A 22,569-nucleotide genomic window follows, 5' to 3' on the forward strand; every position below is an offset into this window, starting at 1 on the left:
GATGGGTTATCTCTTCCTGTCTTCATCAGCAAGGTGAAGGGTGGGTGGGGGATTTGCTCTTCGACGTTGATTTCGCGGTCAGACCGAAGAGCGTTCTAGCAGCGGACAGTCGACCAACTGCTGGTCGGCAGTGATCGGCTGTCCTGCTGTAAGAGCGGCGAGCGTCTGGACTCCCAGGGCGCCCATCTTTTCGAACGGCAACGCAACCGTGGTCAGCTTGGGCCTGAGGTAGGCCGCGATGAGTTCCTGGTTGTCGAAGCCGATCACGGCGATGTCACCTGGGATGGCCAGGCCACGTTCTTTGATGGCGTCATAAGCGCCCATGGCCATCCGGTCGTTGAGGCAAAAGAGGGCGGTGGGCCTGTCCTTGACAGGGTACCGGTCAAGGATTTGGCAGGCGGCGTCGTAACCGCCGTCGGCCGTCGCATACCCTGCCACCACCAGCTCGGGATCCAGCTCCAGGCATGCGTCGGCCAGGGCCTCCCGGACGCCCTGTAGACGCCCGATAGCTGCCGGGATGGTCGGGTCCAAGTTGATCACACCGATCTTGGTGTGGCCTGCTTGCAGTAAACGTTCGACGGCGACCCGTCCGCCGGCCCGTTCGTCAGGGATGATCGAGGGCAGCTTCCCGTCGAGGTCGAAACAGTTGATGAGCACCGTTGGCACTTCGTGGGCGCTGCTGGGCACAAGTACACCGCGGTGGTGTGTTGCGGCGTACAGCAAGCCTTCGACCCGCTGTTCGAGCAGCTTCTCTACGGCAGCATCTTCCATGCCCTGGTTCGGGCCAGCCGCAACTCCCTGGTCCGATGGGGCGACAAGGAGGAATCGGCGGTCAATCCAGGCCTGGTCCTGGGCGCCTTTGATGATGTCCACGGCGAAGGGTGCCGTCACGATCTCAGTGACAATTCCGTACCAGTCGCTGCGCTGGGAGGCCAACGCCCTCGCCCCGGCATTCGGGCGGTAGCCTAACGCCTGAACGGCCTCTGCGATGCGGGTGCGCGTTTCTTCCGAGATGCTTGCGTTTTCGCGGTTGCTGAGCACGAATGAGACAGCGGTGCGGGACACTCCGGCATGCTTGGCAACGTCATTCATCGTGACGCCACGCTGCCGGGCCGTGACGGGTTTATCTGAGGACGCTGTGTTCGCCATTGAATGCTCCAGTGATCTGCGTTGAGCTTGGTGTTGCCGGAACTACGGGGAGAAAGCCGGTCCGGTTTCGTTTGTCGAAGTAACTCGCGTTACTCCCGGGGTGTGATCCAAGTTACCCGCGTTACTTCCGGGTGTCAATAAGATCTTTAGGGTCGATGCGGCGAGTTCGGATTGCGTGCGGTGTGCTGGGCAGCGGCCCGGACAGAGGGGTTAAGCCTGAACGCCCAGCGCTGCCCCCGCAGGGCTCCCAGCGCGGTTCAGGGACGGTTCTTGAAGGATTCGACTTTGTCCGGGTCTCTTTCGACGACGGGGCCGAGGATGTCATCGATTCTCTGGAGCAGTTCAGGGTCGAGCTTAACTCCTGCGGCCTGGACGTTGTCGACGAGCTGGTCGGGCCGGGATGCTCCGACAATGGCCGCTGAGACGTTGGGGTTTTGCAGGACCCAGGCTACGGCGAAGGCCGCCATGGACAGTCCGGTCTCTTCGGCCAGGGGCTTCAGTTTCTGGACGCGGGCGAGGATGTCCTCGCTGAGAAAGCGGTTGTTACTCTTGAGCTCGCCGTCCTTGCCCCGGAAGCGCGAGCCTGGCGGAGCCGCCGCTCCGGGGGCGTACTTTCCTGTGAGGACTCCCTGGGCAAGTGGAGACCAGCAGATCTGGCCGATGCCCAATTCCTCACTCAGGGGAACGATCTCCTGTTCGATGACGCGCCAGAGCATGGAATACTGTGGCTGGTTGGAGATGAGCTGGACGCCAAGTTCCTTGGCAAGGGCAACGCCGGACCGGATCTCCTCCGTCCTCCACTCTGACACCCCGATGTAATGCGCTTTTCCCGCCCTGACGATATCGGCGAAGGCCTGCATGGTCTCTTCCAGCGGGGTCTCGTAGTCGTACCTGTGGGCCTGGTAGAGATCGACGTAGTCGGTTTGGAGCCGACGCAGCGATGAGTTGATGGATTCCATGAGGTGTTTGCGGGACAGGCCGCGATCGTTCCGGCCCTTCCCGGTCGGGAAGTAGGCCTTGGTGAAAATCTCGACGCTTTCACGACGTGTTCCTTTGAGCGCCTCGCCCAAGGCTTCTTCGGCACGGGTTCCGGCATACGCATCGGCGGTGTCGAAGGTGGTGATACCTAAATCCAGTGCCTGTTTGACGCATTGCGTAGCTGCGGCCTGGTCGATCTGCTCACCGTGGGTGAACCAGTTTCCGTAGGCGATTTCGCTGATGTACAGGCCGGAGGAGCCCAGCTTGCGGTGTTCCATCAGGGCTTGTCCTTTCCCAAGTCGATAAGTTGGAATGCAGCGTTGGCCGTCCCGCCGTTGGAGTAGAGGGTGAGGGATGTTTGGGTAGGATCCGGGAAAATCAGTTCGGTCACGGTAACGAGCCCGGCGTTGGCGAAGACTTCCACCGAACAGTGATCAACGAAGATCTGCAGGGTGTAGCTGCTGTCCGGTCCTGTGGTAATCGGGGCGCGGCTGGTGGAGGAAAAGGCTTCGTGGAAACCGGTGTCGCCGGAGTTGGTGCGGTCCACGATCAGTTCTCCGCTGCCGGGGCGGATCCCGACCCGTGTCCCAACCGTGCCGTCCGCTGACCCCCTGACAACAAGACCGAATTCCTCGGCGTCACCGGGCGTGAAGGCGATGTCAATAAGCTGAACTGCCGCACCGCCCTCAACCGGTACGGGCCCGTCTACGGTCATCCTCGTCACGCGACCGGGTTGCGAAGTTGCTCTCAGTTCCGGCACGGCTTGCTGCGCGAGCCGGGGTTGTCTGTTCACGGAAACGAGGGACACATCCCGGACCAAGCTCATGGGGCTGCGCCAGGGCGAGGTCGGTATGTGGTTGGCGTACTGCCAGTTGTTCATCCAACCAATCATCAGCCTCCGGCCGTCCGGGACATTGCTGAACGAGACGGCGGCGTAGTAGTCACGCCCCCAGTCCAGCCACTGGTAGTCAGTTACGCGTTCGGCGTCCTGCATTCCTTCGGTGAGGCTGGTCTCAGAGCTGAAGGTGACGCCGTCGAAGGTTCCCACAAAGTACTGCCCGGCCGACCCGCCGTTCGGGCCCCCGGGGTTCATGTTTACCGTTAGGACCCATTTCATGGCCGCGGCATCACCGTCCAGCGGCAGCTCAAAGAGGTCCGGGCATTCCCAGATTCCACCGGTGCCGTTGGCAGGGCCGAAAGTGCTGAGGTATTCCCAGTTCTTGAGGTCCGCCGAGCGATAGAGCAGGACAGTGAAGTCGTGTGCTTCGACTGCCACCATGACCCAGTAGCTGCCTGCCGGGCCGTTGTAGCGAAAGACCTTGGGATCCCGGAATTCCGGGGAATTTCTTGTTAGGACAGGGTTGTCAGCGTACTTGGACCAGGTGTAACCGCCGTCGGTGCTCCAGGCGATGGACTGGGCCTGCGTGCCTTCATGCAGGGAACCCGGTTTGTACGCGCTCGTGTAGATGGCCACCAAAGGAGCTTTCCCGTCTGCGCCGAATCCGCTGGTGTTGTCGGTGTCCACCACGACGCTGCCCGAGAATATCTCCTCGGTCTCATCGCAGGGGATTGCTACTGGTTGTTCTTTCCAGCTAACGAGGTCGGTGGAGGTGGCATGGCCCCAGGACATGTTGCTGTGGACGTTTCCGAAGGGGTTGTTCTGGTAGTAGAGATGGTAGACGCCCTCGTGGAAGACCAGTCCGTTCGGATCGTTAAGCCAAGTGTTCCGTGCGGCAAAGTGCATGGCCGGCCTGAAGGCCTCAAGGGTGGAAGTGACACTGTTCATTGTTCTCGTTTCATGGCCGTACGTGAGGTCCGCGGACCCGTGGAGGAGGCATGCGTTGGCGTGAAGGAGTAGCCCGGACTCAGGCAGGCTGCGCCGCGTGGGTGTTTCAGGGATCAATAGCTCATGGGTTCATCAGCATTGGACGCACCTCACGGAAGGATTCGTGGACCATTCTAGTAACCCGCGTTACTTGAGCTGCGTGATCTAGTTTACTCGCGTTACCTTTTCGGTGTCAAAGGGTTTTTAGGTCGAGGTCACGAGCGCATTGTGCAAAGCCGTTGCAGTAGAAGTTTTTGAGCCGGACTCCCAAGCGGGGGCCGGAAGCATCCGGTCTTCCGTATGGCCCCTGTCGCGCAGGACGAGCGGGCCGGCGCCTGTGCTGCCTTCAGCTGGAACGCCGACATCGGACTTCGGCAGGCTGTGGACGTGCTGCCGTTTGCAGCCGTCCTGTAGCCACATAAGTCGCAAAGCACGGGGCGGCGGACGGTTCAGGCTCGGTGTCGGAACATACGGCCAAGTCTCCGCTTTTGTTGCAGGGGGCCTGAGTTGGGTCTTCAGCGCCACGTGGGCCAGCGTGAGCTCACTTAATGCCCTGCATTTGTGGTGAGCATGACACCGAGCTGCTGAAGCGCTTTCTTGGAGTCGGCTGTCCGGTTCGGTGCGGGACTGGGCTGGATTCCGGGCCTGTCCGCGATTTTCCAGTGTTCTCAAGGCCTGGAATCCCGGTCGAGTCCCGCCTCGGGCACAGAAAGACCCCCTCTGCGGAGAGGGTTTTGCTTTAGCGCGTCGACAACGCTTGACAGGTGCCTCTGATTGGGAGCCCGAGCTGGTGCCTAGCCTCCGGGTACGGCCTGATCAGTTTAGGTGGGGGGAGCAGTTTCAGTGGCAGGCTGGTGTGCGCGCCGCTGTCGCTGAAACTGGGCTCATGCTGTTCCTTCTTCTGTTCAGTAGGTCTGAGTCGGGCTGCGGCTGTTCATGGGCGGGGGAATTAGTACGACATGACCGGGGAGGCTTTCCGTTCTGCAGGTACAGGCCAGGAAGTTTTCGGTTCCCACGCCGGCGCCGAAGCTGCTTTCTGTCGGGTCAGAACGGGTGTGCCCACTGTGGGCACTTAACTCTGGAGTGACCGCAAGATTTCTGTGAAATGAGCCCAACCTGACGCCGTTTTGGGGGGCATAAGACGTCGACTTGGGGATTGGCCTTACTATGCAAGCTCCTCGCATAGTAGGGCCAAACCTCTGTCTCACAACTCGATGGCTGCGGGCATGAAAGCACCCGGTTGCGCTACATGGTTGTAAGACTCGTGCGGCTCCGAATCGGTCTGCTCGGGCTGGAGGTGAAACCACTCACGTGAGGGGGTTGCATCCCACGCGCCCAGAGACACAAGCGACGTGAGCGGCGAAGGACAAGATTGCTCGTCTCGACCTCAAAAGCCTCCTGTCCGGGCCTGCTCAGGCGCCGGCCGGATGCAGGACCACTTTGGTCCAGCCGTCTTCACGGTTATCGAAGTTCCGGTAGCCCTCGGGAGCCTGGTCCAGCGGCAGTTCGTGGCTGACGATGAAGGATGGGCTGGCCTTACCGCCGGCGATCAGGTCGCGCAGGGCACGGTTGTATTTCTTGACTGGGCATTGCCCCGACCCCATCGTTTGTCCCTTAAACCAGTAGTTTCCGTAGTCGAAAGCAACCTGGCCTTGCTGTGCCAGTTTGTCGGGAGCCCCGGGGTCCTGCGGCAGGAACACGCCAACGACGCCCAGGCCACCGACGAACCGGACAGAGTCCACAAGGCGGTTCAGGGTGACGTTGGGCTGTTCGTTTCCGCTCGGGTCGTGCGCCTGGTAGCCAACGCATTCACAACCCCGGTCAGCCCCGAACCCCATGGTCTGGTCCTTGACGAACTCGACAGGGTCTACCTTTGAGTCATCCACCGGGATCGCGCCGATTTGTTCCGCGAGCTCCAAACGGTCGCTTTGGCGGTCCACCACCATGACTTTTCCGGCGCCTTTAATAATGGCCGAGTACGCGGCCATGAGCCCGACCGGTCCTGCGCCGTAGATAACGACAGAGTCGCCCGGGTATACCCCGGCCAGCTCGGTGGCATGCCAGCCTGTGGGGAAAATATCGGCGAGCATTACGTAGTCGAGTTCCTTCTCCACGGAGTCCTCGCCCAGGCGGAGGCAATTGAAGTCACCGTAGGGCACGCGCAGGTACTCCGCCTGCCCTCCCTGATACGGACCCATGTCCGCAAACCCGTAAGCTGCGCCGGCGAGCTTGGGCTCTGGCTGCATGGTCAGGCAGTAATTGGTGAAACCCCGTTCGCAGTTTTTACAGAATCCGCAGGCTATGTTGAACGGCAGCACAACACGGTCGCCAACTTTTACTTTGCTCACCCCGGAGCCGGTCTCGACGACTTCACCGAGGTTCTCGTGCCCGAAGGAGCGTCCGGTTTCGAAGCTGGTGCGGCCCTCGTACATGTGCAGGTCTGAACCGCAGATATTTGCCGAAGTGATTCGCACCAGCACATCGGCGGGGTGCTCAATTTTGGCATCCGGTACGTCCTCGACGCTGACGTCTTTCGGTCCTTTGTAAACTACTGCCTTCATTTTCCGCTCTTTTCTATATCCCATGCCGATCAGGCCATGCAGGAGCAAACGCCCCGAGGCGTTACAAAGCGCTGGAAGTAGGCGCCGGAAAGACGCCGGGGCGCTGAAACGCCTGGCTTGGGCGGTCGGGTACACGGGGAACAAGGGTTCTGTAGGCACTCCCGGAAGTGTTGGGAGGCGGAGGATTTCAGACCCGGGGCTTGACGGGAAACCGTAGCTGGTGGGTCTGTACGCGAACGAGAAACTCGTTGAGCCCCAATAGTAAGCACACTTAGCATAGATGTCGAGGGGTTAGCCGAAAGCGTCGGAAAGTGCCCGGTCGAGTTGATGCTGCAGCCCTTGGTTGGATGACCGGGATTGGCTTCGAAGTGGTGCGCAGGACAGACGGCGACGGCGAACAAGTTGTTCGCGCCGAAGTCGGGATGGGCCAGACGGTGCTGATGGACCCCGGTTATCCGGGGTCCACCGTTTGGGGTTGGGCCAGTGTCGCGCCGCTACTGCGCGTATGGGTCTGAGATGCCGATGTATTGGGTGGTTGTGTATTCGGCGATGCCTTCGGTGCCGCCTTCGCGGCCGAGGCCTGATTGCTTGACGCCGCCGAAGGGTGCTGCGGCGTTGGAGATGACGCCGGCGTTGAAGCCGACCATTCCGAACTCGATTTGCTCCGCGACCCGCAGGAGGCGGTTGAAGTCGCGGCTGTAGAGGTAGGACGCGAGCCCGTACTCGGATGCGTTGGCGAGACGGATGGCGTCTTCTTCGGTGGTGAAGGTGGTGACGGGGGCGACGGGGCCGAAGATTTCCTGACCCAGGATCGCTGCGTCGTTGGGCACGTCGGCCAGGACGGTGGGCTGGTAGAAGTACCCCGGCCCGTCCACGGGTGCGCCGCCGGTCACGGCCACGGCTCCGGCCTCCACGGCCGCTGATACCAGGGCGTGGACGTCGTCGCGGGCGCCGGCGTCGATGAGCGGGCCGACCTGGGTGTCCGGTTCGGTGCCCCGGCCGGTGGTCAGGGCGCTCATGGCTGCGGCGAACTTGCGGGTGAACTCCTGGGCGACGGATTCGTGGACGAGGAACCGGTTGGCTGCGGTGCAGGCCTCGCCCATGTTCCGCATTTTCGCCGCCATGGCCCCCTCGACGGCGGCATCGAGGTCGGCGTCCTCGAACACGATGAACGGGGCGTTCCCGCCGAGCTCCATTGAGGTGCGGAGGACGTTGTGCGCGGCGTCGGCCATCAGGCGCTTGCCGACCTGGGTGGAGCCGGTGAAGGAGACCTTGCGCAGGCGCGGGTCCGCGAGCAGCGGCGCGGAGATCCCGGAGGCGGAAGAGGAGGCGACGACGTTCAGGACCCCGGCGGGCAGGCCGGCGTCGAGCATGGTCTGGGCGAAGTACTGGGCCGTGAGTGGGGTGAGCTTGGCGGGTTTGAGGACCATGGTGCAGCCGGCGGCGACGGCGGGTGCGACCTTGCGGGTGGCCATGGCGAGGGGGAAGTTCCACGGCGTGATGAGCAGGCAGGGGCCCACGGGTTTGTGCTGGACCAGGATCTTGTTTTTGCCTTCGGGGGTGGTGAGGTAGCGGCCGTAGTCGCGGACTGTTTCTTCGGAGAACCAGCGCAGGAACTCGGCGCCGTAGGTGACCTCGCCGCGGGCTTCGGCCAACGGTTTGCCCATCTCGAGCGTCATCAGGAGGGCGAAGTCCTCCGCCCGCTCAGTCACGAGGTCAAAGGCACGGCGGAGGATCTCGGACCGTACCCGGGGCGCGGTGCGTGCCCAGGAGGCCTGGGCGGCGTCCGCTGCGTCCAGCGCCGCGACCGCGTCTTCGCTGGTGGCGGAAGCGAGGGTGGCGAGCACCTGCCCGGTGGCGGGATCGTGCACATCGAACGTGCCGCCGTCGGACGCCTCCACCCAGTCGCCGTTGATCAGCAGGCCAGTGGGAACAGACGCGAGCAGTTCGGTTTCGCGGTCAATCATCAAAGTCACGTTTTCGGCCACGTGGGGCTCCTTACTATGCGTAGCTCGGGTGTCTGAGAGTTCAACCGGCTGGGTTCATGGCGGGGATGGCTGGAAGTGGAGATGGACCACGCGGGAACCTCTTGGAGGTCATGGTTCTCCTGTCCGGTGTGGTGCTGCCTCGATGACGGCGTCCAGCCAGGGGACTCGGTTGGAGAAACGGCTGATTTTGGAGGGGATGCTCCAGCGGTAGGTGTCGTGTTCGTCGTTGATGGTCAGTCTGCGGCGGGTGGTTGTCGCGGTGAAGGTGTGCACCAGCCAGGGGTTTCCCTCGTGGTCGGGGATCAGGAGTTGTTCTCCGCGTTGAAAATCGGCGAGGTCATCTCGCGTGAGTCCTGCTTCTTCCTCGATCTCGGTCAGTGCTTGTTGTTCCGGGCTCACGTCCGGCTCGAGGTACCCGGTGATGCAGTGCCAGAGACCGCGTTCGTGTCCCACGGACTGGCTGCGCTTGAAGAGAGCGATCCGCCCGCGCCACTGAACGACGGCCGCGATAACTTCTCGGGGGAGTCTGTTGGTGGGATTGGGGTCCTCGCGGACCGTCGTTGGCAGTGTCAGGGCGCTCATGTGGTGCTCCGGATGTTGCAGGTTTTCACGGGTGGGAGTAGTGGGTGTTGCGCACTGTACGGGTGAGGAACTGGTCGCTGGTCATCACTTCACACATCGGTGAGAGGAGGTCAAGGAGGGCCAGCGTTTGTTGCTGGGCTTGATCGGTGACGGCGGCGCAGGCATCGGAAATGACGGTGACGAAACGTCCGGCGTCAATGGCGCCAAGCGCAGTGGACAGGACGCAGCAGTCAGTGGCTACTCCGGTCAGGATCATTTCCGTCCCTTCCGGGACGAGGGCTGCCAGCTGTGGCCCCCACTTGGAGAACGTCGACGCGTCAACTACCGTTGCCCCGCCTCGGACATCCAAGGTGATGTCCCAGGCGTTGGAATCGGCTGGGTATCGCATCTCGTTCCAGCGCTGGTAGTAAGCGGCCCAAGCGCCGTGTTCGGCCTCGTCCCGGATGAAGCGGGTGAACACGGCGCTGGATCCGCATTCGCGCTGGAGCCGTTCGATAACCGGCACGATCTCGTCGTAGCGGGGAACCTGCCATTGCCCCTCGTCCTGGAAGACCCGCTGCATGTCGATGACGACGAGCCTGGCCATGCCGGGGCGAGGGGCGCCGGTCACAGCGTTTGTCCGGCGGGGGTGCGGTCCAGCATCTCGTGGCCGGAGAGGCGCTGACGCCGGTGGGTGGCGAAGTAAACACCGACCGCGACGGCGGCTCCGACGTAGTAGGAAAGGTCACCGATCCCCGGGAAGGCTGCGGCGATGGGGCCGGTATAGATGGAGGACATCCAGAAGGGGGAGGAAAGGACGACGCCGGCGGCCCAGGCCACGAAGCCCCACTCGAATTTGCGGGACTTGTCAAAAAGTTCCCGCAGGCCGCGGTCGGTGCGTCGGCCGCCGAACAGGTAGTCGCAGACCAGGACGGCGACGTAGGGGGCGATGCAGTAGGCGGTCAGGTTCAGGAAGGCGGTGAAGCCTTCGTTGAATCCTGTCTGGCCCCACTGGGCCACCAGGTAGGAGGCGATGCAGATGAAGATAACTGCGGTGTGCCGCTTGACCGGTACGCCCATCGTTTGGATGGAGATGGCGCCGCCGTAGACGTTGAGGAAGTTCTGGGTAAAGGAAGATAGTGCGACGACGCCGAGGCCGACGGCGGCCCAGGGCCCCATGAGCTCTTTGAGGGCGCCGATGCTGTCGGACGCTGTGGTCGTGGTGCCCAGGAGGGTCCCGAGGATGCCCATCCAGACGAGGGTGACGAAGTTGCCGAGCATGGTGGCCCAGCCGGCGCCGCGCCGGTTCCCTGCGGTGTTGGGGAGGTAGCGGGAGTAGTCGGAGGCGAAGGGCATCCAGGCGACGATGAAGGAGAAGAACCAGCCGAAGAAGATGATCCACCCACCGACACCATCAAAGCCCTTGGCGGCGACGTTGAAGTCTGTTTCGACTCGTCCGTTGGCGGCGGCAACCACGGTGATGAAGACGAATCCGATTACCAGGACAAAGGAGAGGATCCGCTGCAGGAAGTGGATCAGGTTATAGCCGATCACGGCAACGCCAAGCTGGATTCCCATGAGGGCCAGCGAGGAAAGCCAGAAAGGAATGTCGGTGAGCAGGGAGATAGCCTTGCCGCCGAGAATGACGGTGACGGCAGCCCAGCCGATGCCGGCGAAGACATTCACGTAGGCGACCGGGAAGAGGTTGCCGATGAAGCCAAGTGGTCCGCGGCCTTGCATTTGCTGCGGGACTCCGAGCCGGACTCCCATCTGTGACAGGTACCCCATTCCTGCTGAGGAGGTCACCCCGGCAAGGATGATGGCCAACGCCGCGGCCCAGAAGGGCAGCCCAAAGTAGGTGGCGCTGAAGCCCAGGACGACGATGGGGAAGTTCATCCCTGCGGCGAACCAGAGGAAGAACTGGGAGCGGGGTTTCCCGTGGCGTTCGACGTCGGGGATGTGTTCGATGCCGTAGGGCTCGATTTTGGTGAGGCTGTTGCGGTAGCCGCGGTCTTCGGCGACGCTGTCTTCACCGGCACGCATGGTGTCAGGGCTCATCTTATGTCCTAATGTGGAAGGCGCACCTTTGGTGCGCTGCTTACGAGCAGATTGGGTCGGCGCGGCTGGTGCCTGTCGGATGGTGGCCAGCCCCGCCGGCCTTTTTAGAGTTCGGCGAGTTCAGCGCCGTCGAAAAACCGTCCGGCCTTGTAAACCATCGGGGTGGTGTCGCTGGTTTCGGCGTGGCGGACCCGGCAGATAAAAACGGTGTGGGTCTTGGCCTGGAAGCGTTCCTGGATTTCTGCTTCCAGGGAAGCTGCGGAGCCGTCCAGCAGAGGGCTCCCGTTGGGTCCTTGGTGCCAGTCGAGTTCGGCGAACTTGTTGGGTGCTTTGGAAGCGAAAACCTTGACTGTGTCCAGCTGTTCAGTGCCAAGGATGTTGATGCCCAGGTGGCTTGAGGAGAAGAGGGCAGAGTAAGTGCTCGAGGTCTTCTGGACGCAGACGAGCACCAGCGGTGGTTCGAGCGAAACGGAGCAGTAAGAGTTCGCGGCCAGCCCCTTGGGCGTCTCCCCTTCCTTCGTGGTGACGACCGTGACCCCGGTGATGAACTGCCGGTTGAAGGACTTCATCAGATCCGGGTCCAGTTCGGGGAAGTCCCCGCCGTCGGAGGCCGCCGGTGCGGCGATGCCGCGCAAGGGCCTGATGCCCAAGCCGGCAAGCAGTTCGCTGCCGTCCCAGGTCACCGACTCCGTAAGGATCTTCCCGTTTTCCAGCGTGAGGATGTTCGAGCCGCGGGTCTGGACGGTAAGTCCCGTCGGGGGTACTCCGAGGTATTCGTTGGTGTGGGTGCCGGTGGAGGTCCAGAAAACGGCAACGGTGCCATCTCCTTCGACGACGTCATCGACCGTAGTGCGCAGGTCGGGAAAAGCTTCCCGGACCGCCGAGATCTCTGACTTAAGGCCGGTAAGGTCAACGGTTGCGCCCGTTGCCTTGCTGGTACGCGTGTAACCGGGGGCTACCAAGCTGTCCAGGGCTTCTAAGTCACCCTTGTCCCAGGCTGCCAGCCACGCCGATGTAATAAGTGGTTCCAAGGTCTGTTGCATACCAATTACGGTAATGCAGCTCACAAGAGAAGGTCAAGAGGATCGAACTAATTCGCGGAAACTCCCGGTTTTAGGCAGTTTTCCAACGGATTCAGAAGAAGTGTTGACGCTCTTCATGTATGCAACATATGCTTTCATGTATGCAAGATGATCTCGTAACAGTAGGGGAGGCGGCCGAACAGGACGGCCTCCTGTATCGGATCCGCCGGCTTGTTCTGGGAGGCGACTTCCCTCCCGGGGCGGTCCTGCCGGAAGCTTTCCTGGCTCAGGAGTTCGATGTAAGCCGGACGCCGATCCGGGAAGCGTTGAAGCAGCTTCAGCACGAAGGTCTAGTGGAGATCCGCCCGAAGGTTGGCACCTTTGTACGGGAGCCCACGCGCAGGGAGATCATCGAGCTCTTCCAGCTCAAGGAATCCATGGAGGGGCTCGCGGCATCCCTGCTGGCCCGCCGAGGGGAGGTCGCGGAACTGGCTGTTTTGCGGCGGAATCTTGAAGAATCGGAAATGGCCTCGCTTACGCATGACACCGACGCGTACGCGCGGCTCGTCCACGAGTTCCACTGGACCATCGTCCGGGGTTCGGACAACACCAAGCTCGTGGAGCATTACGAGCGGCTCATGAACCAACTCGCCTACCAGCGGCTGGTCCTGCGCACGGTTGAACATCCCGGCCGGCTCGAAGCTTCCACGCGGGAACACCGCGCAGTCCTGGAAATGATCGAACACAAAGACCCCTTCGGAGCCGAATCTGCCATGAGGAACCACGTTCATGCCTCTTCGAGAGAGGCGCTGAGCGACCCGGCAACGGACCCCCGGCGTTAAACCCACCACGAAAGGAAGCCATGCGCTTCTCCATGAATGATGAGACCGAATGATGAACGACCAAAGATTCGGCATCCGCAAAATCGTCTACTACAGCGAAGAAATCCTGAGCGAGAACGGTCTCTCCCCGGCCAAGCCGGCAGTCCGCGCCACGGCAGCGGCAGTGGTCACCAACCCTTGGCTGGGTGGAAAGCCTACCGATGACCTCGGCGCCGAAGTAGTCCGGCTCGCCCCCGTCTTGGCACGCAAGCTCACCGATGTGCTTGCCGCCAACCTCGGCGGCGTGGAAGCGATCCAGGCGTTCGGCAAAGCGGCGATCGTCGGGACCGACGGCGAAATCGAACATGGCGCGGCGCTCATTCACACCCCTTTCTTCGGCAACCTGGTGCGTGAATTTTTCGAAGGCGAGTCGATCATCTGCTTCGCCGACGACCGCGCCGATGCCGGATCCTCGCTCGTCGTTCCGCTGTGGCACAAGAACGCGGCAGCAACACGGACCCACTACCAAACCATTACCACCCGCGTCAGTGACGCACCCCGCCCGGACGAGATCGTCGTCGTTGTCGGGGCCTCAACAGGCCCCCGGCCCCACTCCCGCATCGGTGACCGTCTCACCGATCCAATCGTCAAAGCAGAAACGCTAGGAGAACTTGTTCCATGAGCATCCGAAAAATCGTCACCGTCACTGAAGACATCCTCACCGAAGGGGGCCGGGAAGTCAGTCCCGCCGCCCGCGTCGCGGTGGTCGCAGCCATCGTCAAGAACCCCTGGGCCGGCCAGGGCTTCGTTGAAGACCTCTCCGAAGGCATCGACGCACACGCCTCCGACCTCGGCGCCCTGCTCGCCCCCCGCGTACTGGAAGCCCTCGGCGCGCCCGCCGAAGCGTACGGCAAAGCAGCCATCGTCGGGCTCAACGGCGAAATCGAGCACGGATCCGGGCTTATTCACACCCTCGCGTTCGGCAACCACTTCCGGGACGCCGCGAACGCCACCACGCTTCTTCCAGCCGTCGAAAAGCGCGGCCCCGCCGGTGTTATCTTCGACATCCCGCTCAAGCACATCACCGACGCGACCATCCGCTCCCACCACCAGAGCATCGAAATCCGCATCAATGATGCGCCACATGCCGATGAAATCGTGATCGCCCTCGCCGCCGCTGCCCAGGGCCGGCCCCAGCAACGCCTGGCAGCCTTCTCCACCGAAAAGAACTGAGGTGTCAACCGCCGTGAGCCGCGAGCGTGTCACACTGATCCACGGGGTGGGACTGGACGGATCGATGTGGAATCCCCTTCGTGAATTCCTGGAACCGGAATACGACGTCCAGGTACTTGAACTCCTTGGACACGGCCACCGTCCGCCGGCACCCGAAGGAATCACACTTGCCCGGCTCGCGGCGGACATCGCCGAACAGCTCGAACCGAATACCCATCTGGTGGGGTTCTCGCTCGGCGCCCTCGTGGCGCAGCACCTCGCCCGGTTCCGCCCTGATTTGGTCGCCAGCCTCGTCTCAGTGGCATCCGTGTGTACCCGTACGCCGCAGGAGCACGCCGCCGTCATGGTCAGGTTGGCCTCCGCGCAATCGGACTTCCCGGCAACGATCGAGGCATCCATCCAACGCTGGTATCCCGAGGGATCCAACGTTCCGGCGGAACTGGTCGAAGCAACACGTGCGGTATTGCAGAAGAACGACCCGAAGTCCTTCCTGGCCTGCTACCGGGTATTTGCCGCCGGCGACGCTGACATCGCACCCGAACTACCTCACATCTCTGTACCCGCCCACGCCGTGACAGGCGAACTGGACCCGGGCTCGACCCCGGAGATGAGCGCACGGCTTGCCGCGGCCATCCCCGGCTGCACCTACTCCATCATCCCCGGCGCACGTCACATGATGCCGGTCGAGCGACCCCAGGAGCTCGCCCACACGCTGACCGCCTTTATCAAGGAGCATTCCGATGTCCGTTGAACTCCGCTACGACCACTTCATCGGGGGCACCTGGACTGCTCCCGCTGGCGGGGAATACTTCCCCAGCACCAACCCCGCCACACTCGAAGTGCTGTATCAGGCAGCAAGGGGAACCGAGGAAGACGTCCGCCGTGCCGTGGCAGCAGCCAAGGACGCGTTTGAATCCCCCTTGTGGCGCGACCTCACGGCAACCAAGCGCGGCCATCTCCTCCGCCGCCTCGGTGACCTGATCGGTGAGCACGCCGATGAGCTCGCCGAGATGGAAACCCTCGACAACGGCAAGCTCCTGCGGGAAATGCGGGGCCAGCTCGCCTCCCTGCCCGAGTACCTGTACTACTACGCCGGGCTTGCCGACAAAGTTCAGGGCAGCCAAATCCCCACCAACTCCATCACGATGCTGAACTACACGCAGCGAGAACCCCTCGGCGTCGTCGGAGCCATCACGCCCTGGAACTCGCCGCTGACGCTGACCACCTCCAAGCTTGCTCCAGCCCTGGCCGGCGGCAACACCGTGGTCATCAAGCCCAGCGAATACACGTCCCGGACGATCCTCCGCGTCGCTGAACTCGCCTCCCAGGCCGGGTTCCCGGACGGTGTGGTCAACGTGGTCACGGGCTTCGGGCAGGAAGCCGGCGCCGCCTTGGTCAGCCACCGCGACCTAGCAAAGATTTCTTTTACTGGATCCACCCAGACCGGGGCGCGAATCGCCGCGGAGACCGCATCCCGCTTCATCGGCTCCACCCTTGAGCTTGGTGGCAAGAGCCCCAACATCGTCTTCGAGGACGCGGACATATCCAACGCCGCCATGGGCGTCATTGCCGGGATCTTCGCGGCTGCAGGACAGACCTGCATCGCCGGCAGCCGGGTCTTCGCCCACCGCAGCGTCTACGACGAACTTGTTGAACGCGTCGCCGAACGCGCGGCATCCATCATCATCGGTGACCCGCGGCTCGCCACCACCGAACTCGGTCCGCTCGCTTTCGGCGCGCAGCTGGAGAAGGTCAGCTCGTACGTGGACCTAGGCGTCTCCGAAGGCGCCACCGTACGGACCGGAGGCAAACGCCCTGACACCGACCTCCCCGGCTACTTCTTCTCACCCACAGTCCTGACCGACGTCAACAACTCCATGCGCGTTGTTCGGGAAGAGATTTTCGGCCCGGTCGCCGCGATCATGCCCTTCGACTCCGAAGACGAGGTCGTGGGCCTTGCCAACGACACCGAATACGGGCTCGCCGCCGGAATCTGGACACAGAACCTGGCACGGGCGCACCGGATGGCACGCCGGCTGGAAGCCGGCACCGTCTGGGTCAACACGTACCGCGCCATGTCCCCGATGTCACCCCGTCAGGGGTTCAAGAACTCCGGTGTCGGCATCGAACACGGACTCGAGTCCATGCACGAATACACCCGGCTCAAGAGCGTCTGGATCAACACCGACGAAGGCCCTGTCTCTGACCCGTTCATCATGCGCAGCTAAAGGAATTTCCAATGCCACTCATCGAAGTATCCATCGCACGGGGCCGCAGCCCGGAACAGCTCCGCGCCCTGATTAACGAGCTGCACCTCGCGGCCGAAAAAGCCGTCGGCGCTGTACCGGAAAACACCACCGTTATCATCCGCGAAATCGACCACGAACACTGGTCCCGCGGCAACCAGACCATCGCCGAACGCAACCAGGCAGCCACCCAACCGGCAACTGCCACCAATCACGCCCAGGCGTAAACCGCCGCAGAACGAAGGAATTACTCATGCGCTTTTCCCTCTTCGTCCACATGGAACGCTGGGACGAGTCCGTCTCGCACCAGGAATGCTTCGAGAACCTGACCGAGCTCACCCTCATGGCCGAAGCCGGTGGCTTCAGCACTGTGTGGATCGGCGAGCACCACTCCATGGAGTACACCATCTCGCCCAGCCCGATGCCCCAGCTCGCCTACCTGGCAGCAAAGACCTCCAAGATCCGTCTCGGCGCCGGCACCATCATCGCACCGTTCTGGAACCCCCTCCGGGTTGCGGGGGAGTGCGCACTGCTTGACGTCATCAGCAACGGCCGCATGGAGGTGGGGCTGGCCCGAGGCGCCTACCAGTTCGAGTTCGACCGCCTGATGGGCGGCATGTCAGCAGTCGACGGCGGCAAGCACCTCCGCGAACTCGTCCCCGCCGTGCGGAAGCTGTGGGAAGGCGACTACGAACACAACGGAGAGGTGTGGCAGTTCCCCACCTCCACCAGCGTCCCCAAGCCCGTCCAGAAGCCGACGCCGCCCATGTGGATTGCTGCCCGCGACATTTCCTCGCACGAGTTCGCCGTCGAAAACGGCTGCAACGTCATGGTGACGCCCCTCATGAAGGGCGACGAGGAAGTCGAAGACCTGGCGCGCAAGTTCGACTCCGCCGTCGAGAAGAACCCTGGGATCCCGCGCCCGGACCTTATGGTCCTCCGCCACACCCACGTCCACTCACCCGAGGACCCGGTAGGCTGGCGCCGCCCCGCAGAAGGCATCAACAAGTTCTACCGGACATTCGATGCCTGGTTCGGCAACAAGACCACCCCGACGAACGGCTTCCTCGAGCCCAGCCCCGAAGAAAAGTTCGCGGACCGCCCCGAGTTCACGGCCGAGGCCCTCCACAAGACAGCCATGATTGGCACCCCTGAGGAAATCATCGAACGGCTGCGTCACTACGAAGCGCTCGGCGTGACCGAATTCAGCGTCTGGTCGGACAACAGCCTCACCCACGAGGAAAAGAAACGCTCCCTCGAACTCTTCATCGAACACGTGGTACCGGCCTTCCAGGAGCAACCCGCTACAACAGCACGCTAAATCGCTGCTAAATGAAGCCCCCGGTGTTCTGACCCTAAAGCACAGGTCAGAACACCGGGGGCTTCCGCTGACGGAAGGCGAACGCGGTAACCGCGATGCTGTTCGCTACGTTTAGGGTGTTGGAAATCGCGACCTCCCGATAAGGAGTTGGAGCATGACCTACAAACCAGATCTGTCCCCAGACACCGAGGGCCTGCAGGCCCTCGTCATACAGCCAGATCCCTACTGCCCAATAGACCGTCTCGGTCCGTGGTTGCACGACGAGGGGATAACCACCCGAACTATTCAGCCTTTTAAAGGCGAGGTGATCCCGGATTCCATCCAGCAGGATGCGCTGGTGGTTCTGGGCGGAGACATGAGTTCCTTGGACGACCATGTCTATCCTTGGCTTTCCGACATCCGTCGCGTCGTTGCAGACGCCGCCAGCAGGAGAAAGCCCACGCTCGGGATTTGTCTCGGAGCGCAGCTGATGGCACAGACGTTCGGCGGAACCGTGACCAAAGGCGACCGGGGCCTGGAGGCAGGAGTCGCACAGATATCCTGGCGGGCCGAAGCCGCGCAGGATCAACTGATGGCCGGTTTGCCAGACCCTTTCTTCGCGGGGGCCATGCATCGGGACATGATCAGCCAACTTCCGGCTTCGGCCGTCTGGCTCGGGGTGACAGCGCAATATCCGTACCAGGCTTTCCGAGTAGGGGAGATGTCGTGGGGCGTTCAGTTTCATCCTGAGCTGTCGCCAGCGGTATACCGGCAATGGTTGACTCTGATCAACCAAACTGACGTGGTCACCAAGGAACGAGCACGCAGCGGAATGAAGGCCTTCGAGAATCAAGACCGAATCGTGAGGGAACACACCGAAGCGTTGGCGCGGCGCTTCGCTTACCTCGTCCGAATAACCGCAACCGTGGCCGCAAAATAAGCCTCCACCCTCGGCACGCGGGGCACCTGTTTATACTCGACTCATGACTATTGGCCGGGCGGAGAAGGCAGAAGTCCCCGAAACCGGCCCGGAAGCGCTTGATGCTCTTGGTCCGTTGGAGGGTGTTATTGCCGCGCAGGTAAAGCGGCACAGGCTCGACGCTGAGATGTCGGCCGCTGAGCTGGCCGCCCGGGCAGGCCTGTCGAAAGCGATGATTTCCAAGATCGAGTCGGCAAGCACCTCCTCCTCGCTTACTACTCTCCAGCGGCTGGCGCAAGGCTTGAATATCCCTGTGACTGCACTGTTCCAAGGCGCGGACACTGAACGTGAGGCCACGCTCACCCGTGCGGGAGAGGGCAGCGTCACGGTCCGGAGCGGGACCCGCCACGGGCACGAGTACCGTTCGTTGGGCTCCCTGAAGCGACGTGACCGAGCCATAGAGCCGAGCCTGGTAACTCTGACGAGTGCTTCGGATGTGTTTCCCCAGTTCCAACATGTAGGCACCGAGTTCATCTACATGCTTGAAGGCAGAATGGTCTACGGCCACGGGTCCTACGAATACGAACTTCGGCCAGGAGACTCACTGGTTTTTGAAGGTGAAGGTCCGCATGGGCCGCTACGGCTGGTGGAATTGCCCATCCGCTTCCTTGCGGTGACGGCCCCCTGACCCCCCCAGCGTCAGAAACACGTGCCCTAACGGCTTCAACGGCTGACGGCCCGATAGAGCCCAATCAGCGCCAGCGTCCCTTGGCCGCGGATCAAGGTTGGTTCTGTTTTCGAACCGAACACTGCGTCCAGGCCGAGTAGATCCTGATCATCCGCTCGGGCCTCGCCTTCCAGTAGAACAGCCGCCTGATGTGGAAGCAGCAAGTGTTCCCGCAGCGGAATGATGGACACGCTGCCTCCAACATGGCCGGTCCGACACATGAGGTTCAGGTTCTTCACCGGACCGCGCGGCAGGGCCGCCGTCGTGGGTGCGCTGCCGTCGAACGCCAGGGGCTGGAGGGCTGAAGCCAAACGGGGCTTGCCGTTAATGGTGAGACGAAGCGGACCACCTTCGACAACTGTGAGTATGCGCTTGACGCCGGGCAGCCGGGAGAAGTCCCCCGGCTGCCCAACGTCGGCTATGGAAAGTCGCCAGGCCCAGTAGTTGTCGGCCCCAAAATTGACGGCGCCATCTTTGCCCATGACTCCGGAGGCGATCACTTTGACGCTGCCACCTCCGTTGATCCAGGGAGACTCGGCGATGTCGGCACATCGGATGAGTTTCATCAGGAGCGTGAGGGGGAGCCGAGCATCTCCGGTTCTTCGTCGAGGAGATAGGCTTCCTCGGCGTGGGCCGTGAGGTCGATGCCGCGTAGTTCGTCTTCGGGTTTGATGCGGAGGCCCACCGTGATCTGGACGAACTTCGCCACGATCCAGGTTGCGGCGAAGGAGTACAGGAGCACTGCGCCGGTGGCTATGGTTTGTGTCCACAGCAGGCCAAAGCCGCCGCCGTAGAGAAGTCCTGCGGTCTTGTTGGGGGCGGCTTGGGTGGCGAAGATGCCGATGAGCAGTGTGCCGATGATGCCGCCTACCAGGTGAACGCCGACCACATCGAGGGAGTCGTCATAGCCCAGGCGGTACTTCCATTCGATGGCCAGTGAGCAGACAGCGCCGGCGATTGCCCCGATCGCGATGGCTCCCAGAGGGCTGACAGCGCCGCAGGCGGGGGTGATGGCAACGAGGCCGGCCACGAGTCCGGAGGCGGCGCCGATGCTGCTGGCGCGGCCGCGGCGGAGGCGTTCGACGGCGATCCAGCCAAGGAGGGCGGCGGCGCCTGCCACTGAGGTGGTCAGCAAGACGACGGCCGCGGCGTTTCCGGCGGCGAGGGCGGAGCCGGCGTTGAATCCGTACCAGCCGACCCAAAGGAGTCCTGCGCCCACGAGGACAAGTGGGCGGCTATGCGGGCGTACGTGTTCGCTTTTGGGCCAACCGGCGCTGCGGCCGAGGACAAGGGAGAGTGCGAGTGCGGCGACTCCGGCGTTGATGTGGACGGCAGTGCCGCCGGCGAAGTCGATTGCTTTGAGACGGTTCAGTATCCAGCCTCCGGTGGTGCTGCCGTCAGGGGAGTTCAGGGCGAAGACCCAGTGGGCGATGGGCAGGTAGACCACCGTTGCCCAGAGTGCCGCGAAGAGCATCCACGCGCCGAACTTCATGCGTCCTGCTGCCGCGCCGGCGATGATGGCGGTGGTGATGCCGGCGAAGAAGAGCTGGAATGCGGCAAAGAGTGCCGGTGGGATTGAAGCGTTGGGGTCATCGGTGAGTAGTTGGTCCAGTCCCAGGTACTGCGTGATGTCCCCGATCAGTCCGAGACCTCCGATGGAATTGCCGAAGACTGCGGAGTAGCCGAAGGCGGCCCACAGTACGGCGACGATGCTGACGCCGCCGAAGCACATCATCATCATGTTCAGGATGCGGCGGGAGCCCACCATTCCGCCGTAGAAGAGGGCCAACGCCGGGATCATCAAGCAAACCAAAGCCGAGCTGACCAGCAGCCAGGCGACATTTCCCGAATCCATGGGAAACCCCTTTCCAAAAGCACTTCGTCCGTGTTGATCGGTGGTGGTACGTGTGGGGGCAGGTGACCACTGCCCCCACACGGGTCTTGGGGTTAGGCCAGGGCTGGCGTGTCCCAAAGGTTCAGGACAGTGCCGATGTTCTTCTCTTCGGCAGCGTGGTAGAGGTCGGTTGCCCATGCGACGTCTTCGATGGGCATGCCACCGACGGAGTAGAGGATGATTTCTTCGTCGTCCCGGCGGGCGGGGAGTTTGCCGGTGGCGATGTCGGCGATCTCTTCGATTTTCGAGGCCGGGATTTTTCCGTCCTCCAGCAGCCCGAACCAGTGCGATCCGGGGATGCCAAGAATCTGGTAGGCGGTGGGTCCGTATTCCTCGAGCCAGGCCTGGTAGAGGCCTTCGGCGTCGATGACCAGGCGGGCGTCTCCTTGGAGGAAGTCGTCGTCGAAGCGGGCTGCTGCCGGCAGGAGCAGGAGTGCGCCGGGCTTGATAGCGTGTTTCGGGAAGTACGGGAAGGCGTCGCTGCCGGCGGCGTCGGTGGACGTGGTGGCCATGACGACGTCGGCGTCGGAGATTGCGTCTTCGATGGTCTCGGCTGCTGCGACGCTGGTGAGCTGCGGGAAGGTCGCTTTTGCCCAGTCAACGAAGGTTTTGGTGCTTCCTTCGCTGCGGCCCTTGACATACAGAGTGTCGATGGAAGGTCGCAGCGCCAGGGTGGTGGATAGGACTGAGCGGGCGATGACACCCGGGCCAACAACTGCAGCGACTTTGGCGTCGGCTTTAGCGAGGTGCTTGACCCCGACGCCGGGAACGGCGCCGGTGCGGTAGGCGCTCAAGAGGTTTGCGCTCATGATGGCAAGGGGCGCGCCTGTGTCGCTGTCGTTCAAGACGAACACGTGGATCGAACGGGGGAGCCCTTTCTGGCGGTTTTCGGTGTTGGAGCCGTACCACTTCACGCCCGATGTGCCAAAGCGTCCACCGAGGTAGGCAGGCATGGCCATGAACCGGCGGTCCGGACCGTCCTTGGGCATACCATCGAATTCAGGGTTCTCCGGGAAGGTGATCATGGCACCGTGGGAGTTGCCGTTCTCGCCGGCCATTCGGTAGTCCCCCTTGCGGAGGAGAACCAGGGCTTCCTCCATCACGTCCGTGCACCGGACCAGGTCGCCGACACCGGCCTCGATCATGTCGGGTTCGCTCAAGTAGCGGAAGTTGATCTGAGTGGACACATGAACTCCTAGGTATTGCGATTCTTGGTATGAAACGTTGATAACCACCAGTAAACCGATGGCAGATTTCCGATCCGTCACTCCAAAGTTTCCGGCGTGT

The 22,569-nt window shown here is 62.4% G+C and carries 22 protein-coding genes; 10 read left to right on the top strand and 12 right to left on the bottom strand.

What is annotated here, in order from left to right; genetic code table 11:
• Positions 1-78 precede the first annotated feature (78 nt).
• From SB659_RS05260 to SB659_RS05275, 4 genes are all read right to left on the bottom strand, one after another.
• Positions 79-1,149, bottom strand: coding sequence for a LacI family DNA-binding transcriptional regulator (locus SB659_RS05260; protein ID WP_410549724.1), 1,071 nt, complete (start codon positions 1,147-1,149; stop codon positions 79-81).
• Positions 1,150-1,406: 257 nt separating this feature from the next.
• On the bottom strand, positions 1,407-2,405 hold the full coding sequence (locus tag SB659_RS05265) for an aldo/keto reductase family protein (RefSeq protein WP_410549725.1): 999 nt from the start codon (positions 2,403-2,405) through the stop codon (positions 1,407-1,409).
• On the bottom strand, positions 2,405-3,913 hold the full coding sequence (locus SB659_RS05270) for a glycoside hydrolase family 32 protein (protein ID WP_410549726.1): 1,509 nt from the start codon (positions 3,911-3,913) through the stop codon (positions 2,405-2,407). Before SB659_RS05270 ends, SB659_RS05265 begins: the two co-directional genes overlap by 1 nt.
• A 1,451-nt stretch (positions 3,914-5,364) precedes the next feature.
• Positions 5,365-6,513, bottom strand: coding sequence for a glutathione-independent formaldehyde dehydrogenase (locus tag SB659_RS05275; RefSeq protein ID WP_284976731.1), 1,149 nt, complete (start codon positions 6,511-6,513; stop codon positions 5,365-5,367).
• Between the two features lie 311 nt (positions 6,514-6,824).
• Here SB659_RS05275 and SB659_RS05280 point away from each other — a divergent pair, with 311 nt between their 5' ends.
• The gene (locus tag SB659_RS05280; protein ID WP_284980373.1) at positions 6,825-7,028 is read left to right on the top strand and encodes a hypothetical protein; all 204 of its coding nucleotides are present in this window, start codon (positions 6,825-6,827) and stop codon (positions 7,026-7,028) included.
• Here SB659_RS05280 and SB659_RS05285 read toward each other — a convergent pair.
• The 5 genes from SB659_RS05285 to SB659_RS05305 form a co-directional block, all read right to left on the bottom strand.
• Positions 7,008-8,480 carry an NAD-dependent succinate-semialdehyde dehydrogenase gene (locus tag SB659_RS05285; protein WP_410549862.1) on the bottom strand — a complete coding sequence of 491 codons (1,473 nt, stop codon included), beginning with the start codon at positions 8,478-8,480 and terminating at the stop codon, positions 7,008-7,010. The genes SB659_RS05280 and SB659_RS05285 overlap by 21 nt on opposite strands.
• A gap of 129 nt (positions 8,481-8,609) precedes the next feature.
• Entirely contained in the window at positions 8,610-9,083 is a 474-nt protein-coding gene (locus tag SB659_RS05290; protein WP_284978513.1) for an NUDIX domain-containing protein, read from the bottom strand.
• Between the two features lie 25 nt (positions 9,084-9,108).
• Complete coding sequence (locus SB659_RS05295) at positions 9,109-9,693, bottom strand: cysteine hydrolase family protein (protein ID WP_410549727.1); 585 nt, start codon at positions 9,691-9,693, stop codon at positions 9,109-9,111.
• Positions 9,690-11,120, bottom strand: coding sequence for a purine-cytosine permease family protein (locus tag SB659_RS05300; RefSeq protein WP_284976727.1), 1,431 nt, complete (start codon positions 11,118-11,120; stop codon positions 9,690-9,692). Before SB659_RS05300 ends, SB659_RS05295 begins: the two co-directional genes overlap by 4 nt.
• A 104-nt stretch (positions 11,121-11,224) precedes the next feature.
• On the bottom strand, positions 11,225-12,163 hold the full coding sequence (locus SB659_RS05305) for a flavin reductase (RefSeq protein WP_284976726.1): 939 nt from the start codon (positions 12,161-12,163) through the stop codon (positions 11,225-11,227).
• A 140-nt stretch (positions 12,164-12,303) separates the two neighbouring features.
• On the opposite strand from SB659_RS05305, the gene SB659_RS05310 reads away from it, so the two are divergent.
• From SB659_RS05310 to SB659_RS05350, 9 genes are all read left to right on the top strand, one after another.
• Positions 12,304-12,984, top strand: coding sequence for a GntR family transcriptional regulator (locus SB659_RS05310; protein ID WP_284976725.1), 681 nt, complete (start codon positions 12,304-12,306; stop codon positions 12,982-12,984).
• A 49-nt stretch (positions 12,985-13,033) separates the two neighbouring features.
• A complete protein-coding gene (locus tag SB659_RS05315) occupies positions 13,034-13,645 on the top strand; it encodes an amino acid synthesis family protein (protein ID WP_284976724.1) in 612 nt (203 codons plus the stop codon).
• Positions 13,642-14,196, top strand: a complete 555-nt coding sequence (locus SB659_RS05320; RefSeq protein ID WP_284976723.1) for an amino acid synthesis family protein — start codon at positions 13,642-13,644, stop codon at positions 14,194-14,196. The genes SB659_RS05315 and SB659_RS05320 overlap by 4 nt, the downstream gene beginning before the upstream one ends.
• A 1-nt stretch (position 14,197) precedes the next feature.
• Complete coding sequence (locus SB659_RS05325; protein ID WP_284976722.1) at positions 14,198-14,947, top strand: alpha/beta fold hydrolase; 750 nt, start codon at positions 14,198-14,200, stop codon at positions 14,945-14,947.
• Complete coding sequence (locus tag SB659_RS05330; protein ID WP_410549728.1) at positions 14,937-16,424, top strand: aldehyde dehydrogenase; 1,488 nt, start codon at positions 14,937-14,939, stop codon at positions 16,422-16,424. The genes SB659_RS05325 and SB659_RS05330 overlap by 11 nt, the downstream gene beginning before the upstream one ends.
• 11 nt (positions 16,425-16,435) lie before the next feature.
• On the top strand, positions 16,436-16,669 hold the full coding sequence (locus SB659_RS05335; protein WP_284976720.1) for a tautomerase family protein: 234 nt from the start codon (positions 16,436-16,438) through the stop codon (positions 16,667-16,669).
• 26 nt (positions 16,670-16,695) lie between these two features.
• On the top strand, positions 16,696-17,763 hold the full coding sequence (locus tag SB659_RS05340; protein ID WP_284978508.1) for an LLM class flavin-dependent oxidoreductase: 1,068 nt from the start codon (positions 16,696-16,698) through the stop codon (positions 17,761-17,763).
• A gap of 154 nt (positions 17,764-17,917) precedes the next feature.
• Positions 17,918-18,682, top strand: a complete 765-nt coding sequence (locus SB659_RS05345; protein WP_410549729.1) for a type 1 glutamine amidotransferase — start codon at positions 17,918-17,920, stop codon at positions 18,680-18,682.
• 43 nt (positions 18,683-18,725) lie between these two features.
• Positions 18,726-19,349: a helix-turn-helix domain-containing protein gene (locus SB659_RS05350; protein ID WP_410549730.1), complete on the top strand. Its 624-nt coding sequence runs from the start codon at positions 18,726-18,728 to the stop codon at positions 19,347-19,349.
• A 35-nt stretch (positions 19,350-19,384) separates the two neighbouring features.
• On the opposite strand, the gene SB659_RS05355 is transcribed toward SB659_RS05350, so the two are convergent.
• From SB659_RS05355 to SB659_RS05365, 3 genes are all read right to left on the bottom strand, one after another.
• Positions 19,385-19,954, bottom strand: a complete 570-nt coding sequence (locus tag SB659_RS05355; protein WP_410549731.1) for a HutD family protein — start codon at positions 19,952-19,954, stop codon at positions 19,385-19,387.
• Entirely contained in the window at positions 19,954-21,243 is a 1,290-nt protein-coding gene (locus tag SB659_RS05360) for an ammonium transporter (RefSeq protein ID WP_410549732.1), read from the bottom strand. The genes SB659_RS05355 and SB659_RS05360 overlap by 1 nt, the downstream gene beginning before the upstream one ends.
• A gap of 92 nt (positions 21,244-21,335) precedes the next feature.
• Positions 21,336-22,469, bottom strand: a complete 1,134-nt coding sequence (locus SB659_RS05365; RefSeq protein WP_410549733.1) for a tyramine oxidase subunit B — start codon at positions 22,467-22,469, stop codon at positions 21,336-21,338.
• Positions 22,470-22,569: the final 100 nt, after the last annotated feature.

This window comes from Arthrobacter sp. SIMBA_036, from assembly GCF_046535135.1.
Classification (GTDB): Bacteria; Actinomycetota; Actinomycetes; order Actinomycetales; family Micrococcaceae; genus Arthrobacter.

Bases quoted from the DNA above. Each gene is read 5' to 3' on its own strand.
- SB659_RS05260 (WP_410549724.1), bottom strand. From the start codon at position 1,149: ATGGCGAACACAGCGTCCTCAGATAAACCCGTCACGGCCCGGCAGCGT.
- SB659_RS05265 (WP_410549725.1), bottom strand. From the start codon at position 2,405: ATGGAACACCGCAAGCTGGGCTCCTCCGGCCTGTACATCAGCGAAATC.
- SB659_RS05270 (WP_410549726.1), bottom strand. From the start codon at position 3,913: ATGAACAGTGTCACTTCCACCCTTGAGGCCTTCAGGCCGGCCATGCAC.
- SB659_RS05275 (WP_284976731.1), bottom strand. From the start codon at position 6,513: ATGAAGGCAGTAGTTTACAAAGGACCGAAAGACGTCAGCGTCGAGGAC.
- SB659_RS05285 (WP_410549862.1), bottom strand. From the start codon at position 8,480: ATGATTGACCGCGAAACCGAACTGCTCGCGTCTGTTCCCACTGGCCTG.
- SB659_RS05290 (WP_284978513.1), bottom strand. From the start codon at position 9,083: ATGAGCGCCCTGACACTGCCAACGACGGTCCGCGAGGACCCCAATCCC.
- SB659_RS05300 (WP_284976727.1), bottom strand. From the start codon at position 11,120: ATGAGCCCTGACACCATGCGTGCCGGTGAAGACAGCGTCGCCGAAGAC.
- SB659_RS05305 (WP_284976726.1), bottom strand. From the start codon at position 12,163: ATGCAACAGACCTTGGAACCACTTATTACATCGGCGTGGCTGGCAGCC.
- SB659_RS05310 (WP_284976725.1), top strand. From the start codon at position 12,304: ATGCAAGATGATCTCGTAACAGTAGGGGAGGCGGCCGAACAGGACGGC.
- SB659_RS05315 (WP_284976724.1), top strand. From the start codon at position 13,034: ATGATGAACGACCAAAGATTCGGCATCCGCAAAATCGTCTACTACAGC.
- SB659_RS05320 (WP_284976723.1), top strand. From the start codon at position 13,642: ATGAGCATCCGAAAAATCGTCACCGTCACTGAAGACATCCTCACCGAA.
- SB659_RS05330 (WP_410549728.1), top strand. From the start codon at position 14,937: ATGTCCGTTGAACTCCGCTACGACCACTTCATCGGGGGCACCTGGACT.
- SB659_RS05335 (WP_284976720.1), top strand. From the start codon at position 16,436: ATGCCACTCATCGAAGTATCCATCGCACGGGGCCGCAGCCCGGAACAG.
- SB659_RS05340 (WP_284978508.1), top strand. From the start codon at position 16,696: ATGCGCTTTTCCCTCTTCGTCCACATGGAACGCTGGGACGAGTCCGTC.
- SB659_RS05345 (WP_410549729.1), top strand. From the start codon at position 17,918: ATGACCTACAAACCAGATCTGTCCCCAGACACCGAGGGCCTGCAGGCC.
- SB659_RS05350 (WP_410549730.1), top strand. From the start codon at position 18,726: ATGACTATTGGCCGGGCGGAGAAGGCAGAAGTCCCCGAAACCGGCCCG.
- SB659_RS05355 (WP_410549731.1), bottom strand. From the start codon at position 19,954: ATGAAACTCATCCGATGTGCCGACATCGCCGAGTCTCCCTGGATCAAC.
- SB659_RS05360 (WP_410549732.1), bottom strand. From the start codon at position 21,243: ATGGATTCGGGAAATGTCGCCTGGCTGCTGGTCAGCTCGGCTTTGGTT.